Source organism: Hydrogenophaga sp. UC242_50, assembly GCF_042697355.1.
Taxonomy (GTDB): domain Bacteria; phylum Pseudomonadota; class Gammaproteobacteria; order Burkholderiales; family Burkholderiaceae_C; genus Hydrogenophaga.
Genome location: NZ_CP170553.1, coordinates 1,956,076 through 1,970,864 on the forward strand (window position 1 = coordinate 1,956,076; position 14,789 = coordinate 1,970,864).

Annotated in this window: 11 protein-coding genes and 3 pseudogenes; 7 read left to right on the forward strand and 7 right to left on the reverse strand. The window is 70.0% G+C overall.

Features of this window, described 5'->3' with window-relative positions:
* Positions 1–201: 201 nt before the first annotated feature.
* On the forward strand, positions 202–471 hold the full coding sequence (locus ACFJGX_RS10030) for a hypothetical protein (RefSeq protein WP_382321612.1): 270 nt from the start codon (positions 202–204) through the stop codon (positions 469–471).
* On the opposite strand, the pseudogene ACFJGX_RS10035 reads toward ACFJGX_RS10030, so the two are convergent.
* Positions 432–1,379: pseudogene (locus ACFJGX_RS10035) on the reverse strand (GAF domain-containing protein); the annotation flags it as partial. The gene ACFJGX_RS10030 and the pseudogene ACFJGX_RS10035 sit on opposite strands and share 40 nt — an antisense overlap.
* On the opposite strand from ACFJGX_RS10035, the gene ACFJGX_RS10040 reads away from it, so the two are divergent.
* Entirely contained in the window at positions 1,273–3,414 is a 2,142-nt protein-coding gene (locus ACFJGX_RS10040) for a PQQ-dependent dehydrogenase, methanol/ethanol family (RefSeq protein ID WP_382321610.1), read from the forward strand. The pseudogene ACFJGX_RS10035 and the gene ACFJGX_RS10040 sit on opposite strands and share 107 nt — an antisense overlap.
* Positions 3,392–5,407 carry a TonB-dependent receptor family protein gene (locus tag ACFJGX_RS10045; RefSeq protein WP_382328317.1) on the forward strand — a complete coding sequence of 672 codons (2,016 nt, stop codon included), beginning with the start codon at positions 3,392–3,394 and terminating at the stop codon, positions 5,405–5,407. Before ACFJGX_RS10040 ends, ACFJGX_RS10045 begins: the two co-directional genes overlap by 23 nt.
* A gap of 568 nt (positions 5,408–5,975) precedes the next feature.
* Here the strand turns inward: ACFJGX_RS10045 and ACFJGX_RS10050 are convergent.
* Positions 5,976–6,620, reverse strand: a complete 645-nt coding sequence (locus ACFJGX_RS10050) for a glutathione S-transferase (RefSeq protein WP_382321605.1) — start codon at positions 6,618–6,620, stop codon at positions 5,976–5,978.
* Positions 6,621–6,717: 97 nt separating this feature from the next.
* Between ACFJGX_RS10050 and ACFJGX_RS10055 the strand changes: the two genes are divergently transcribed.
* The 3 genes from ACFJGX_RS10055 to ACFJGX_RS10065 all read left to right on the forward strand — a co-directional run bounded on the left by ACFJGX_RS10055 (position 6,718) and on the right by ACFJGX_RS10065 (position 9,161).
* Positions 6,718–7,116: a DUF2946 domain-containing protein gene (locus tag ACFJGX_RS10055; protein WP_382321603.1), complete on the forward strand. Its 399-nt coding sequence runs from the start codon at positions 6,718–6,720 to the stop codon at positions 7,114–7,116.
* Positions 7,117–7,315: 199 nt separating this feature from the next.
* Positions 7,316–7,729 (forward strand): copper chaperone PCu(A)C, encoded by a 414-nt coding sequence (locus ACFJGX_RS10060; protein WP_382328319.1) that lies wholly within the window; start codon positions 7,316–7,318, stop codon positions 7,727–7,729.
* 7 nt (positions 7,730–7,736) lie between these two features.
* On the forward strand, positions 7,737–9,161 hold the full coding sequence (locus ACFJGX_RS10065) for a PepSY-associated TM helix domain-containing protein (protein WP_382328321.1): 1,425 nt from the start codon (positions 7,737–7,739) through the stop codon (positions 9,159–9,161).
* Positions 9,162–9,173: 12 nt separating this feature from the next.
* Here ACFJGX_RS10065 and ACFJGX_RS10070 read toward each other — a convergent pair whose 3' ends face one another.
* From ACFJGX_RS10070 to ACFJGX_RS10090, 5 genes and pseudogenes are all read right to left on the reverse strand, one after another.
* Positions 9,174–9,563, reverse strand: coding sequence for an ABC transporter permease subunit (locus ACFJGX_RS10070; protein WP_382328663.1), 390 nt, complete (start codon positions 9,561–9,563; stop codon positions 9,174–9,176).
* Positions 9,564–10,098: 535 nt separating this feature from the next.
* A pseudogene (locus ACFJGX_RS10075) lies at positions 10,099–10,623 on the reverse strand (ABC transporter permease); the annotation flags it as partial.
* Positions 10,624–10,829: 206 nt separating this feature from the next.
* On the reverse strand, positions 10,830–11,336 hold the full coding sequence (locus tag ACFJGX_RS10080; RefSeq protein WP_382328323.1) for an extracellular solute-binding protein: 507 nt from the start codon (positions 11,334–11,336) through the stop codon (positions 10,830–10,832).
* Positions 11,314–11,850 (reverse strand): extracellular solute-binding protein, encoded by a 537-nt coding sequence (locus ACFJGX_RS10085; protein ID WP_382328325.1) that lies wholly within the window; start codon positions 11,848–11,850, stop codon positions 11,314–11,316. The genes ACFJGX_RS10080 and ACFJGX_RS10085 overlap by 23 nt, the downstream gene beginning before the upstream one ends.
* A gap of 134 nt (positions 11,851–11,984) precedes the next feature.
* Positions 11,985–13,097: an ABC transporter ATP-binding protein gene (locus ACFJGX_RS10090; RefSeq protein ID WP_382321593.1), complete on the reverse strand. Its 1,113-nt coding sequence runs from the start codon at positions 13,095–13,097 to the stop codon at positions 11,985–11,987.
* Positions 13,098–13,174: 77 nt separating this feature from the next.
* On the opposite strand from ACFJGX_RS10090, the pseudogene ACFJGX_RS10095 reads away from it, so the two are divergent.
* Positions 13,175–14,783: pseudogene (locus ACFJGX_RS10095) on the forward strand (ABC transporter permease).
* Positions 14,784–14,789: the final 6 nt, after the last annotated feature.

Sequence of the window (14,789 nt, forward strand, 5' to 3'; positions counted from 1 at the left end):
GCCGGTGGGAGCGCCGTTTCGGTGACTTCGGGCGCGGGCTGTGACACGGCCACCGCGTGCTTGAAGTCGGCGCCGTTGCTCGCGGTCAGCGTGCCCGTCACCCACACGCCCAGGCCATTGGGCAGGCGCAGGGTCTGCGCCTGGTGCTGGCGCGGCAGGGCCAGCAGGCGCTCCAGCGGCACGCCGAACACCTCGTCCACCGTGTGCCGCTCTTCCATGCGGCAGCCCGTGAGCCGGCGGCCCGCGCCGTTGAGCCACAGCACCCGCCCGCCAGCGTCGATGCCGGCCAGGGCCTCCATCGGCGTGCCCAGCAGCGTGGGGCTGGCCTGGAAGTGCAGCACCAGGTGCTCGACCGACTGCAACTGCAGCAGGCGGTTCTCGATCGTGGTGGCGTACATGCCCACCACCGACGCGGCATCGAACTGGAAGCGCCCGGCCTCGATCGACACGTCCAGCACGCCCGCGAGCTGACCGTGGATGTCGCGGATCGGCGCGGCCGCGCAGTGCAGGCTCTGCAGGCTCTGGAAGAAATGCTCGGCGCCGGTGACGGTGCAGGCCTCGCCGGTGCGCACCACGATGCCCGGCGCGTTGGTGCCGACCTGGCCTTCGGTGAGGTTCACGCCCACGCGCGAGGCGGTCTTGAGCAGCGGGTGCTGGTTGGTCGCGGGCAGCTGGGTGGCGTGGATGATCACGCCCTGCGCGTCGGTCAGCAGCACGCGGCAGTCGGTGCCGGCCAGCGCGGCTTCCATGTGGTTGAGCTCGAGGTTGCCGGCCTGCAGCAGCTGCCGGTTGCGGTTCAGGCTGGCGTGGGCCCGGCTGCGCGTGACCTGCTCGAAGCTCACGCGGTCGGTGGGCTGCTGGTGCGCCGAGGCGCAGCGCAGCCACGACTGGATGACCGCCTCGCCCACCAGGCCGGAGGGGCGCGTGCCTTCGTCGAAGAAGCGCTGGCGCGCCAGCGCGGTGCGCTGTTCGGTGGTCTGGAAAAAGAGCTGGCGCGGCGTGCTCGCCTGCCCGTTCGTGGGGTGGGGCATGTTCTTGTCCTGCTGGGCGTCTCCTCGATCAGTATCCCGTTCATCGGCGCGCGGTGGCATGCGGGTAAGCCCTGCCCGCCGCCCGTCGGATGTTCCACGCCGGAACACATCGGCTTCAGGGAAATCCCGAAGATGAATCGGCTCCCGGAGAGGCAGAAGATGGCAAAGCTGGGCCGAGCACGACAGGCCCTGGCAGCCCCACAAACAGGCCTGCGCGCCGCAGGCAGCACAAGGAGACACGATGAATCCGTCACCACTTGCTTTGGTCAGGTGCCGCGCGGCCGCCTGCCTGTTCACCGCACTCACCACGCTCTGCGGCGCCGCGCTCGCGCAGCCGCAGGCCCCCATCAAGGGCTCGCAGGAGCACATCCGGGCCGCCGTCGGCAAGGTCAACGCCAGCTTCATGAAGGCCAACGCGAGCAAGACGCCGGACTGGCCCAGCTACGGCCTGGATTACGCCGAGACGCGCCACTCCAGGCTCAACCAGATCAGCACCGCCAACGTGAAGGACCTGGGCCTGGTCTGGTCCTACAACCTCGAATCCTCGCGCGGGGTGGAGTCCACGCCGCTGGTGGTCGACGGCATCATGTACGTCACCGCCTCCTGGAGCATCGTGCACGCGGTGGACGTGCGCACCGGCAAGCGCCTGTGGACCTTCGACCCCAAGGTCTCGCGCGAGGCGGGCTACAAGGGCTGCTGCGACGTGGTCAACCGCGGCGTGGCGCTGCACGAGGGCAAGGTCTTCGTGGCGGCCTACGACGGCCGGCTGATCGCGATCGACGCGGCCACTGGCGAACAGGTGTGGTCCAAGGACACCATCATCGACCGCAAGTTCAGCTACACCATCACCGGCGCGCCGCGCGTCTTCAAGGGCAAGGTGATCATCGGCAACGGCGGCGCGGAGTACGGCGTGCGCGGCTACATCACCGCCTACGACGCCAAGACCGGTGACCAGAAGTGGCGCTGGTTCACCGTGCCGGGCGACCCGAGCAAGCCGTTCGAGGACGAGTCCATGGCCAAGGCCGCCAAGACCTGGGACCCGGCCGGCAAGTGGTGGGAAGCCGGTGGCGGCGGCACGGCCTGGGACACCATGACGTTCGACCCCGAGCTCAACCTGATGTACATCGGTACCGGCAACGGCTCGCCCTGGGCGCGCAGCAAGCGCAGCCCGGCCGGCGGCGACAACCTCTACCTCGCGTCCATCGTCGCGCTCAACCCCGACACCGGCAAGTACGTCTGGCACTACCAGGAAACCCCGGGCGACAACTGGGACTTCACGTCCACGCAGCCCATGATCCTGGCCGACATCAAGCTCGACAACAAGCCGCGCAAGGTGATCCTGCACGCGCCCAAGAACGGCTTCTTCTTCGTGATCGACCGCACCAACGGCAAGTTCATCTCGGCCAAGAACTTCGTGGACGTGAACTGGGCCACCGGCTACGACAAGAACGGCCGCCCGATCGAGACCCCGGCCGCGCGCACCGCCGACCGGCCGCGCGAGATCATCCCCAGCGCGTTCGGCGCGCGCAACTGGCACTCCATGTCGTACAACCCGGCCACCGGCCTGGTCTACATGCCGGTGCAGGGCGTGCCGCTCACGCTGATGGACAACAAGGACTGGAAGTTCAACGCCGACCGGCCCGGTGAACCGCACGCCAACATGGGCTGGAACCTGGCCACCTTCGCCAACGTGGAGCCGCCCTCGAGCAAACCCTTTGGCCGCCTGGTGGCCTGGGACCCGGTGCAGCAGAAGGCGCGCTGGACGCAGGAGCAGATCTCGCCCTGGAACGGCGGCACGCTCACCACGGCCGGCAACCTGGTGTTCCAGGGCACGGCCGACGGCCGCTTCATCGCCTACAACGCGACCAGCGGCGAGAAGCTGTGGGAAACGCCCACCGGCACCGGCGTGATCGCCGCGCCTTCGACCTACATGGTGGATGGCAAGCAGTACGTGTCGATCGCGGTGGGCTGGGGCGGGGTCTATGGCCTGGCGCAGCGCGCCACCGACCGCCAGGGCCCGGGCACGGTCTACACCTTCGCCGTGGGCGGCAAGGCGCAGCCGCCGGCCTTCGTGAACTACCAGCTCGGCAAGCTCGTGGCCGGCGTGAAGTACGACCCGGCCCACGTGCCGGCCGGCACCGCGCTGTACGTGAGCAACTGCGTGTTCTGCCACGGCGTGCCGGGGGTGGACCGGGGCGGCAACATCCCCAACCTGGGTTACATGGATTCGGCCTTCATCGAGAATCTCGACAAGTTCGTGTTCGCCGGTCCGGCCATGGCACGCGGCATGCCGGACTTCACCGGAAAACTCAGTCAAGACGATGTCCAGAAAATCAAAGCGTTCATCCAGGGCACGGCCGATGCCATTCGGCCGAAGAACTAGCCACGCCTTTGGCGCCCTGGGGGCGGCCGCCGGTCTGGTGCTGGCGGTGCCCGGCTGGGCCCAGACCGCCACCAGCGAGCGCGACGGCGACACCGCCGGCGCGCTCGCGCCTGTGGTGATCACCGGCGGCTCGGCCTGGCAGCAACGCTGGCTGGCGCCGGGCTCGGTCGAGGTGGTGGATGGCGAGGAACTGCGCGCGGGCCAGTTGCAGATCAACCTCTCCGAAGGCCTGGGCCGCGTGCCCGGCCTGGTGGTGCGCAACCGGCAGAACTACGCGCAGGACCTGCAGATCTCCATGCGCGGCTACGGCGCGCGCGCGCCCTTCGGTGTGCGCGGCGTGCGCCTGTACGTGGACGGCATTCCGGCCAGCGCGCCCGACGGGCAGGGCCAGGCGGCGAACTTCCCCATCGGCAGCGCCGACCGCATCGAGGTCATCCGCGGTCCGTTCTCGGCGCTGTACGGCGCCTCGGCCGGTGGCGTGATCGCGCTCTACACGCTGGACGGCCAGCGCCCCACCGAGTGGCGCACCGGCGTGGCGGCCGGCTCCAACGGGCTGTGGCGCTTCTCCACCCAGCTCAGCGGGCAGACCGGCAGCGCCGAGCAGCCGGGCTGGTCGTACACCCTGGACGCGGGCAAGTTCGCCACCGACGGCGAGCGCCCGCAATCGGCCGCGTCGCGCAGCACGGGCAACCTCAAGCTCAGCCGCGCGCACGACGGCGGGCGCACGGTGCTCGTGCTCAACCGCCAGAGCAGCCAGGCGCTGGACCCGCTGGGCCTCACGCGCGCCGAGTTCGACGCCGACCCCGGCCAGACCACGGCGGCGGCCACGCAGTTCAACACGCGCAAGAGCGTCTCGCAGACGCAGGTGGGGCTGGCCTGGGAACAGGCGCTGGGGCAGGGCCACCGCATCGAACTCATGGGCTATGGCGGCCAGCGCGCCGTGCGCCAGTTCCAGGCCATTCCCACCGGCGCGCAGATTCCGGCCGGCAGCGCGGGCGGCGTGATCGACCTGGACCGCGACTACTGGGGCTGGAACGCACGCTGGCGCCTGGACCGCAGCTACGACAGCGGCCGCCTCACCGTGGCCGCCGGCATCGCCTCGGACCGGCAGACCGAGGACCGCCTGGGGTACGAGAACTTCATCGGCGCCGCGCTGGGCGTGCAGGGCCGCTTGCGGCGCGACGAGACCAACCGCGCCAGCACCTTCGACCCTTATGTGCAGGCCGAGTGGCGCACACCGGCGACCACGTTCCTGGCCGGGCTGCGGCACTCGCGCGTGCGCTTCACCTCGGCCGACCGTTACATCGTGGCGGGCAACCCGAACGACAGCGGTGCGGCGGACTACGACGGCTTCAGCCCGGTGCTGGGCATCCGCCGGGAGATCACGCCGCAGCTGCAGGCGTTCGCGAGCGTGGGGCGCGGTTTCGAGACGCCCACGCTCAACGAGGTGGCCTACCGCGCCTCGGGGCTGACGGGGCTCAACCCCTCGTTGAACGCCTCGCGCAGCCTGAGCGCCGAGACGGGTTTGCGGGGGCGCCAGGCTTGGGGCAGCTGGAGCGCCACGCTGTTCGAGACGCGCACGAAGGACGAGATCGTGGTGTTGTCGAACACGGGGGGGCGGTCCACGTTCCAGAACGCGGGGCGCACGCGCCGCCAGGGGTTTGAGTTGGCGGGGGTGATGCAGTGGGGGAAATTCACCGTGACGCCGGCGTACACGTGGATGGACGCGACCTACCGCGATGGTTTCCTGACCTGTGTGCGCAGCGCCGTGCGCGGTGCCGAATGTGCCGGTGGCGGCGGGCAACCGCCTGCCGGGCTTGGCGAAGCAGCAGGCGTATCTGCAGGTGGCGTGGGAGCCGGGGTGGGCCAACAGTGTGTTCACGCTGGAGGCGTTGCACACGGGGCGCATGGCGGTGAACGACCGCAACACGGATTTCACGTCCGCGAGCACGGTGTTCAACCTGGGGGTGCGGTTCGAGCAGAACCGGGGTGACTGGACCTGGCGGGAGTTCGTGCGCATCGACAACGTGAGCGACCGTTCTTATGCGGGGTCGGTGATCGTGAATGAGGGGAACAACCGGTTCTTCGAGCCTGGGGGTGGGCGGTCCCTGTACGTCGGCTTTGAGTTGGTGCGGCGGTTTCCCTGAGCTTCTTCGTTCGGGGTGTTTCCGGCGGGGACCTCGCGTCAGGCCAGTGGCGGTGCCCGCAGGCCTCCGGCCGCTCACGGGTGTCTGCGCGGGCGCACACAGATCACTTCGTCAACACCACCCTCGCACGCACGCTCTGGGGCAACCGTGAATGGGGCCTGCGCCTGCGGGCACCGCCACTGTCCTGCGAACAAACGCTGGCATGCAAAGGGGCGCGCGCCGACTTTGCTTGTAGGTGGGTGGGTAAGGGGTGTTTGGGCGCAGGCCCCATTCGCGGTTGCCCCAGAGCGAGCGTGCCAACCAAGGTGTTGACGAAGCGGTGAAGGCGAACCCGGGCAGCCACCCGCGAGCGGCCGGAGCCCAAACACCCCTTACCCACCCGCCCCGCCCACCCAGCCAGAGCGAAGAAAAGACTCAGCCCTTGGACCGCCCCAGCATCAACTCGGTGTTCGCCTTGCGATCCGCATTCACCTTCTGCACAGCAGGCCGCTCACCCAGCCGCTTCAGGTACTCCCGAGCCGGCGTATCGGCCAGGAAATCGCGGCCGTAGATGATCTTGGTCGCGCTGCTCACCAGCGGAAGGTGCACCGCCGCCGCGCAATCCGCCAACGTGAACTGCGAACCCGCGATGAACGGCGAATACTTCGTCAGCTTCGAAAACCCAGCCACGTTTTTCTCCAGCTGCTGGCCGATCTTCTCCTTCGCCGAATCGCTCACCTTGCCGCCGAAGAACGCCTCGGGATACAGATTGCGCGCCACCAGCTCCAGATGCAGCTCCAGATACCGCACCAACTCCCGCACCTTCGCCGCCTCGAACGCATCGCGCGGAAACAGCGGCACCTCGGGAAAAGCGCCCTCGATGTACTCCAGAATCACTGTCGACTCCGACAGCGACCCCTTGTCCGTCTTCAGGTACGGCACCTTGCCCAGCGGACTGCAGGCCTTGTCCGTCTCGCCGATCCAGGCCAGCTCCTCCTCGAACGCCACGCCCTTCTCGAGCAGCGCGAGCTTGACCTTGTTGTAGTAATTGCTGGCCGAAAAGCCGCAGAGTTTGAGCATGTCTGTCTCCTGTTGGGGTTGTGCGCACCATCGTAGCCCCGGGGCATCCGCCCACGCGTCCCGCAGTTGACGGGCCCGGCTGATAAACTGCCCCGCCATGCGCTTCCCCCGCACCACCCACCGATTCGCCGCCTGGCTGGCCATGCTCGCCATGCTGCTGGGCGCGCTCGCGCCCACCGTGGCGCAGGCGGTGGTCGCCGCGCAAGGCGGCCCCGGCTGGGTGCAGGTCTGCAGCGCCAGCGGCATGGTCTGGGTGCAGGCCGATGCCATCGACGGCGACAACGCCGCCATGGCCGATGTCGGCAAGTCCATGGCCGACGCCTCGCGCCACTGCCCCTGGTGCAACTTGCACGGCGCCGTCGGCCTGCCGCCCGCATCGTCCATGCCCACCCTGGTGCTCGCGCCCCGCGCCGAGCCCCCGCCCGAGCCCTTCCGCTCGGCCCTGCCCGCGCCACCCTGGCCCGCCGCGCAGTCGCGCGCCCCGCCCACGGCCTGACGCACCCCACCGGCCCGCGCCCAGGCGCGGACCGCCTCTCCGCCCAAGCCCCTGTCGCCGCCCCGCCGCGGCCCGGGCCGGGCGAACCCGATCAATGCTTTTCGATGGACGACTCCACGATGAAATCCCTGCTCATCTCCACCCTGCTGGCCGTGACGGCCAGCGCCTGGCGCAAGCGCCCGCCACCGCTCCCGTCGAGGTGAAAGACGCCTGGGTGCGCGCCACCGTCGCGCAACAGAAATCCACTGGCGCCTTCATGCAACTCACCGCCAAGGCCGACACCCGCGTGGTGGAAGCCCGCTCGCCCATCGCGGGTGTGGCCCAGATCCACGAAATGGCCATGGACAAGGACGTGATGCGCATGCGCGAGGTCAAGGGCCTGGCGCTGCCCGCCGGCCAGGCCATCGAGCTCAAGCCTGGTGGTTACCACGTGATGCTGCTGGACCTCAAGGGCCAGGTGAAGGCCGGTGACGTGGTGCCCGTGACGCTGGTGCTCGAAGGCAAGGACGGCCAGCGCAGCACGCTGGAAGTCAAGGCCACGGCGCGCGCGCTCGGTGGCACCAGTGCGGCACCGGCCGCCGCGGCCGAAGACCACGGCAAGCACAAGCACTGAGGCGGCCATGAAAGCCGTTGCTGAACGCGCGTCCGCGCTGGCGGACGCGGGGACGAAGCCGTCCTCGCATTCCAGTTTCCATGCCGTGGCCTGGCGCTGGCACTTCTACGCCGGCCTCTACGTCGTGCCCTTTCTGCTCATGCTGGCCCTCACCGGGCTGGTCATGGTGTTCTTCACCGGTTTCCAGACCCGCCTCGGGCCGGTGGTGACGGTGAACCCGATGGACCACGCGCCGCTGCCCGTGAGCGCGCAGGCGAAGGCCGTGCTCGAACTGCGCTCGCAGGCCACGCTGCGCGAGTACATCGCGCCGGCCGCGCCCGACCGCGCGAGCTGGTTCGTCGTCGCGCGCGACGGCACCACCGAAGCGGTGGCGGTGGACCCGTACACCGCGCAGGTGCTGCAGCTGGTGGACAAGGACCAGACCTGGTTCGCCTGGGCCGAGAAGATCCACGGCACGCTGCTGCTGGGCGACGTGGGCGACCGCCTGATCGAGATCGCGGCGGGCCTGGCGATCGTGATGGTCGTCACCGGCTTCTACCTCTGGTGGCCGCGCGGCGGCACGCGCTGGGCCCAGGTGCTGCTGCCCGACCTGCGCCTGAAGGGGCGCCTGTGGTGGCGTTCGCTGCACGCCAGCCTGGGCTTCTGGCTCGGCACGGTGCTGCTGGTGTTCCTGCTCACGGGGCTGTCCTGGACGGGCGTGTGGGGCGCGAAGTTCGCGCAGCCCTGGGGCAGTTTCCCCGCCGCCAAGTGGGACGCCGTGCCGCTGTCGGACGCCACGCACGCCACGCTCAACGCCGGCGGCACGCACGAGGTGCCCTGGGGCCTGGCGCAGACGCCGCTGCCGGCCTCGGGTTCGCCGGGCGGCGCGGTGGGCGTGCCCGCCGGCCAGCCGGTGGACCTGGACAGCGTGGCCGCGCTCGCGAAGCGGCTCGGCTTCACGGGCCAGCACCACATCCAGCTGCCGCAAGGCGACACCGGCGTGTACACCCTGTCGGCCGACACCATGAGCGGCGACCTGGGCCGCCCGACGCAGGATCGCACGGTGCACGTGGACCGCTACACCGGCCGCGTGCTGGCCGAGGCCGCCTATGCCGACTACCCGCTGCTGGCCAAGGCCATGGCGGTGGGCATCGCGCTGCACCAGGGCGACCTGGGGCTGTGGAACGCCCTGCTCAACGTGCTGTTCTGCCTGGCCATCGTGTTCCTGTGCGTGAGCGGCATCGTGATGTGGTGGAAGCGCCGGCCCAAGGGCAGCTGGCGACTGGTGGCACCACCCGCGCCGCGCGACCCGTCGCTGTGGAAGGGCGGGGCGTTGGTGATGTGCGCGCTGGCGCTGGCCTTCCCGCTCAGCGGGGCGGTGCTGCTCGGCGTGCTGCTGCTCGACTGGCTGGTGGTCTCGCGCCTGCCGGCGCTGCGGACGGCGCTGGGCTGATCGATCGATGGATCAACCGCCGCCGACGCGGCGGTCGGTCTGCCGCACGATCAGCACCACCGGCAGCAGGCCCACGGCCACGATCGCCAGTGCCGGCACTGCCGCGTTGGCCCACATCGATTCGGACGTGAGCTGGAAGATGCGCACGGCCAGCGTGTCCCAGCCGAAGCTGCGCGTCATCAGCGTGATCGGCATTTCCTTCATGACATCGACCATCACCATGAGGAAGGCCGTGAGCAGGCCGCCGCGCAGCAGCGGCAGGTAGAGCCGGCGCAGCATCGCCCAGGTGCCCAGGCCCAGCGTGCGCGCGGACTCTTCCTGGCTGCGCGTGATGCGCTGCATGGCGCTGTCGATCGCGTGGTAGGCCACGGCCAGGAACCGCGCCGAGAGCGCGAGCAGCATGGTGCGCAACGCTGCCCTTGAGCAATTGGAAGCCTTCGAAGCCCAGGGGCTGCAGCCAGGCGATGAGCAGGTTGTCGAGCCAGGCGATGGGGATGAAGACGCCCACGGCGAGCACGGCACCCGGCACCGCGTAGCCGATGATCGCCAGCCGCACCGTCCAGCCGGTGGCGCGGTCGGGGTGGTGGCGCCGCAGCCAGGCCAGCGCGAGCGACAGCAGCGTGGCGATGGCCGCGGTGCCCAGCGCGAGCCGCACCGTGTTCAGCGTGAAGTCCCAGTAGCGCGGCTCCAGCTCTTCGCGCCAGGTGCTCAGCGACCACATCACCAGTTGCGCGATGGGGATGGCGAACGAGGTCGTGAACACCAGCGCGCAGACCGCGAAGGCGGCCCAGCGGTGCCAGCCGTGCAGCGCCACCGGGGGGGTGTGGCGCGAGGCCACCTGGTAGCTGCGGCCCTGTTGCGAGCGCTGCTCGGCCGCCGCGAGCACCAGCACCACCAGCACGAGCAGGGCGGCGAGCTGCGCCGCGGCGTCGAGGTTGTGCAGGTCGAACCAGGCCTTGTACAGGGCGGTGGTGAAGGTGTCGTAGTTGAAGACGGCGACCGCGCCGAAGTCGGCCAGGGTTTCCATCAGGGCGAGCGCGAGGCCGCCCGCGATCCAGGGGCGCGCCATCGGCACCGAGACGCGCCAGAACGCGCGCGGCGCGCTGTGGCCGAGCGTGCGCGCGGCCTCCAGCGCGCGGCGGCCCTGCGTCATGAAGGCGTTGCGCGCGAGCAGGTAGACATAGGGGTAGAAGGCCATGGTCAGCACCATCACCGTGCCCCACAGGCTGCCCCGGATTTCGGGGAACCAGGCGCTGCTGCCGAACCACACGCGCAGCTGGCTCTGCACCGGGCCGGCGAACTCGAACAGGCCCATCTGCACGAAGGCCAGCACATAGGCCGGAAACGCCAGCGGCAGCATGAGCGCCCACGAGAAGAAGCGCTGGCCCGGGAAGGCGCACAGCGCGGTGAGCCAGGCCAGCGGCACGCCGACGCACAACACGCCGACGGACACCAGCAGCATGAGCAGCGCGGTGTTGGCCGTGACCCGGGGCAGCACGTACTGGATCAGGTGGTCCCACACCTCGGGCTGCGGCGAGAGCGCCACGCCGAGCACGGTGAGCACCGGGATCAGCGTGAGCAGGGCCACGGGCAGGGTCAGCGCCCAGCCCGGCCAGCGCCGCGCCACCCGCTGGCGGGGCGCCAGCGGTGTCGCGGCGAGGGTGTCGCTCAACGGTAGCCTGCGCGGTCCAGCAGGCGGATCGCGTCGGCCTGCTTGGAGCCGATGTCGGCCGCGTTCAGCGGGCTGGGCTTGAAGCTGGTGCCCCAGGCCTTGATGATCGCGTCAGGCTCCACCTTGGGGTTCACCGGGCTTTCGAAAGTGCCGCGCGTGTAGCCGTTCTGCGCCGCTTCGGACGACAGCCATTCCAGCAGCTTCTGCGCGCCGGCCGGGTTCTTGGCGTGGCGCGTGACGCCGCCGCCCGAGAGGTTCACGTGGGCGCCGCCTTCGTTGGCGCCCTGGTTGGCCCAGAACAGGTGCACCTTGTCCTTGATGCCGGCGTTGCTGGAGACCAGGCGGCCGTAGTAGTAGGTGTTGGCGATGCCCACCTCGCACTGGCCGGCGCCGATGGCCTGCAGCAGGCTGGCGTCGTTGGTGAACACGTCGGTGGCGAGGTTGCTCACCCAGCCGCGCACGATCTGCTCGGTCCTGGCCTCACCGTGCTTGGCGATCAGCATGCGCCACCAGCGATTGCGTGTAGGTCTGCTTGCCGGTGCGCAGGCAGAGCTTGCCCTTCCACTTCGGGTCGGCCAGGTCTTCGTAGGTGGAGAGCTGCGCCGGCTTGACCTTCTCGGGGTTGAAGAAGATGGTGCGTTCGCGGCGCGACAGGCCCCACCACTGGTTGCCCGGGTCGCGGAAGTTGGGCGGCACGTTGTTGTTGAGCGTGGGCGAATCGATCTTGCGCAGCAGGCCGCGCTCGGCCGCGCTCCAGAGGTTGCCCATGTCCACCGTGAGCAGGATGTCGGCCGGCGAACCCGCGCCTTCGGCGGCCAGGCGCTCGGCGATCGAGCCGCCGCGGTCGGTCAGCAGGTTGATCTTCACGCCCGTCTCGGCGGTGTAGCGGTCGAACAGCGGCTTGATCAGCTGCTCGATGCGCGAGGAATAAACCGTCACCGCCGGCGCGGTCTGGGCCTGCGCGAGGGGGGCGGCCAGCCCGGCAAAAGCGAGGGCGGTGAGGACGAGGCGTTTCATCAAAAAGTACTCCAGACAGGTTGCAAATAAGATTTATTCCGATTTGGACCTGTGACGGAGTGTGTCCGCACCGCAAGAGTTCACTGCTTTGATAAGTTTTTTTTAAGTTTCAAGGGCAAAAAAAACCGGGCCGCTCAGGCCGCGGTCTGGCGCGAGCCCGGTGCGGGCGGCGAGCTGGCGCCACCGCCGCGTTCGAACGTGACCACGTGGTCCACCTCCGCGCGGATGCCGATCCACTCGCCCACCGCGTGGTTGTGGTGCGAGGGCACGTGCGTCATCAGCACCTCGCCGCTGGCCAGGCGCAGCGTGTAGAGGAATTCGGAGCCGCGAAACGCCTTGCGCAGGATCTGCGCCTTCACCGGCGCGTCGTCGTCGTGCACGATGTCGTCGGCGCGCAGCAGCACGTCGCACAGGCCGGCCTCGTAGGCCGAGGGCAGGGGGCATTCCTCCACGTCGTGCAGCGGGCCCAGCGGCGTCTGCACCGAGACCTGGTCACCCACCATCTGGATCTGCGCCGGGGCGAACACGCCGTGGCCGATGAACTCGGCCACGAAGCGCGTGGCCGGGCGGTGGTAGAGCGCGTAGGCGTCGTCCCACTGGTGCAGGTGGCCTTCATGCATCACGCCGATCACGTCGCCGATGGCGAACGCCTCCAGCTGGTCGTGCGTGACGAAGAGGGCGGTGGCGCCGGCGGCCTTGAGGATGCCGCGCACCTCATGGGCCAGGCGCTCGCGCAGGTCCACATCGAGGTTGGAGAAGGGTTCGTCGAGCAGCAGCAGGCGCGGGCGCGGCGCCAGTGCGCGGGCCAGGGCCACGCGCTGCTGTTGGCCGCCCGAGAGCTCGTGCGGAAAGCGGGCCTGCATGCCGGCCAGGCCGACCAGGCGCAGCACCTCGTCCACGCGGGCCTCGCGCTCGGCGCGCGGCAGGCGGTCGATGCCGAAGGCGATGTTGCGGCCCACGTCGAGGTGGGGGAACAGGGCGTAGTCCTGGAACACCATGCCGATGCGGCGCTGCTCGGCCGGCATGTGGTGCTGGCTGTCGCTCACGGTCTCGCCGTCGAGCGTGATGCCGCCGCCGCTGGCGCGTTCCAGGCCGGCGACCGCGCGCAGCAGGGTGGTCTTGCCGCAGCCCGAGGGGCCGATGAGCACGCCGATGTCGCCTGCGCGCAGCCCCAGCGAGACACCATCCACCGCGGCTTGGGACTGGCCCGCGTACCGCACGCTGAGTTGAGAGACGTTCAGGAACATAGGCGGTCTATTCTAGATAACTACAATTCTCATTTGTGTTGACGCGGGTCGATGGCCCTTTCACCTGAAACCTGCCCATGCTGCGTTGGTTGGCTCCCGCCCTGTTGATCCTGCTTGCGCTGCTGCTCACGCTGCCGGTGCTGTCGCTGGGGGCGTCCTGGTTCGAGTTCGATGCCGCCGCGCGCGACGTGCTCTCGCAGATGGCGCAGACCGTGCTGCCGGAGTACGCGCTCACCACGCTGGTGTTGTGCGTGAGCGTGGCGATCGGCGTGGCGGTGGTGGGCATCGCCACGGCCAGCGCGGTCACGCTGTTCGACTTCCCCGGCCGCCGTTTCTTCGAATGGGCCCTGCTGCTGCCGCTGGCGATGCCGGCCTATGTGGTGGCCTATGCCTACACCGACTTCCTGCAGTTCAGCGGCCCCCTGCAGGTGGGGCTGCGCGAGACCTTCGGCCTGTCCGGGCGCCTGCTGCCCGAGGTGCGCAGCACGCCGGGCGCGGTCTGGGTGTTCACCTTCTCGCTCTACCCCTACGTCTACCTGCTGGCGCGCACCGCGCTGGCCGAGCGCGCGGCCCAGCTCATGGAAGCCGCGCGCCTGCTGGGCGCGCCGCTGGCGCGGCGCATCCGCGAAGTGGCGCTGCCGCTGGCGCGCCCGGCCGTGGCCGCGGGCGTGGCGCTCGCGCTCATGGAAACGCTGGCGGATTTCGGCGTGGCCAGCTACTTCGGCATCCAAACCTTCACGGCCGGTGTCTACAAGGCCTGGCTCGCGATGGACAACCGCATGGCCGCCGCCCAGCTCGCCACGATGCTGCTGGCGCTGGTGGCCCTGCTCCTGTGGCTCGAACACCGCGCCCAGCGCCGGCTGCGCTTCGCCACGCTGCGCGGCCAGCGCGCCGGCAGCGCCGAGGCCCAGCCCACGCGCCTGCAAGGCGGGCGCGCCGTGTGCGCCGTGCTGGTCTGTGTGCTGCCCATCGCCTTCGGCTTCGTGCTGCCGGTGCTGTTCATGCTGCGCCCGCTCATCGGGGGCTGGGACGACCTGCCGTGGACCTCCTTCGTGCAGTGGTCGCGCAGCAGCGTGTGGCTGGCCAGCCTGGCGGCCGCGCTGACCACCGCGATCGCGCTGGCGCTGGCGTTCGCGTTGCGCGCACGGCCGGGCCAGCTCACGCGCGGCGTGGTGCAGCTCGTGAGCCTGGGTTATGCCGTGCCCGGCGCGGTGATCGTGGTCGGCCTGTTGCTGCCGGTGGGCTGGGTGCAGTCCCTGTGGCCCGAGGCCAGCGTGGGCTATTGGGTCACCGCCACCGCGCTTGGCATCGTGTGGGCCTACCTCGTGCGCTTCACCGCCGTGGCCCTGCAGTCACTGCAGAGTGGTTACGCGCCGCATCCCGGCCAGCCTCGACGACTCGGCCCGCATGCTCGGCACCACCGGCCTGGGCCTGGCCGCGCGCGTGCACTGGCCGCTGCTCAAGCGCTCCACCGCCGCGGCCGCGCTGCTGGTGTTCGTGGACGTGATGAAGGAGCTGCCCGCCACCCTGGTGCTGCGGCCCTTCAACAGCGACACCCTGGCGGTGGTGACCTACCAGCTCGCGCGCGACGAACGCCTGGGCGAGGCGGCGCTGCCGGCGCTCACGCTGGTGCTGGTGGGTCTGGTGCCGGTGATCCTGCTCAGCCGCACCTTGCGGGCGAGGTGAAAGCGG

Excerpts from the sequence above, each read along its gene's own strand:
- ACFJGX_RS10040 (WP_382321610.1), top strand. The coding sequence starts at position 1,273 with ATGAATCCGTCACCACTTGCTTTGGTCAGGTGCCGCGCGGCCGCCTGC.
- ACFJGX_RS10045 (WP_382328317.1), top strand. The coding sequence starts at position 3,392 with ATGCCATTCGGCCGAAGAACTAGCCACGCCTTTGGCGCCCTGGGGGCG.
- ACFJGX_RS10050 (WP_382321605.1), bottom strand. The coding sequence starts at position 6,620 with ATGCTCAAACTCTGCGGCTTTTCGGCCAGCAATTACTACAACAAGGTC.
- ACFJGX_RS10055 (WP_382321603.1), top strand. The coding sequence starts at position 6,718 with ATGCGCTTCCCCCGCACCACCCACCGATTCGCCGCCTGGCTGGCCATG.
- ACFJGX_RS10065 (WP_382328321.1), top strand. The coding sequence starts at position 7,737 with ATGAAAGCCGTTGCTGAACGCGCGTCCGCGCTGGCGGACGCGGGGACG.
- ACFJGX_RS10070 (WP_382328663.1), bottom strand. The coding sequence starts at position 9,563 with ATGCTGCTCGCGCTCTCGGCGCGGTTCCTGGCCGTGGCCTACCACGCG.
- ACFJGX_RS10080 (WP_382328323.1), bottom strand. The coding sequence starts at position 11,336 with ATGCTGATCGCCAAGCACGGTGAGGCCAGGACCGAGCAGATCGTGCGC.
- ACFJGX_RS10085 (WP_382328325.1), bottom strand. The coding sequence starts at position 11,850 with ATGAAACGCCTCGTCCTCACCGCCCTCGCTTTTGCCGGGCTGGCCGCC.
- ACFJGX_RS10090 (WP_382321593.1), bottom strand. The coding sequence starts at position 13,097 with ATGTTCCTGAACGTCTCTCAACTCAGCGTGCGGTACGCGGGCCAGTCC.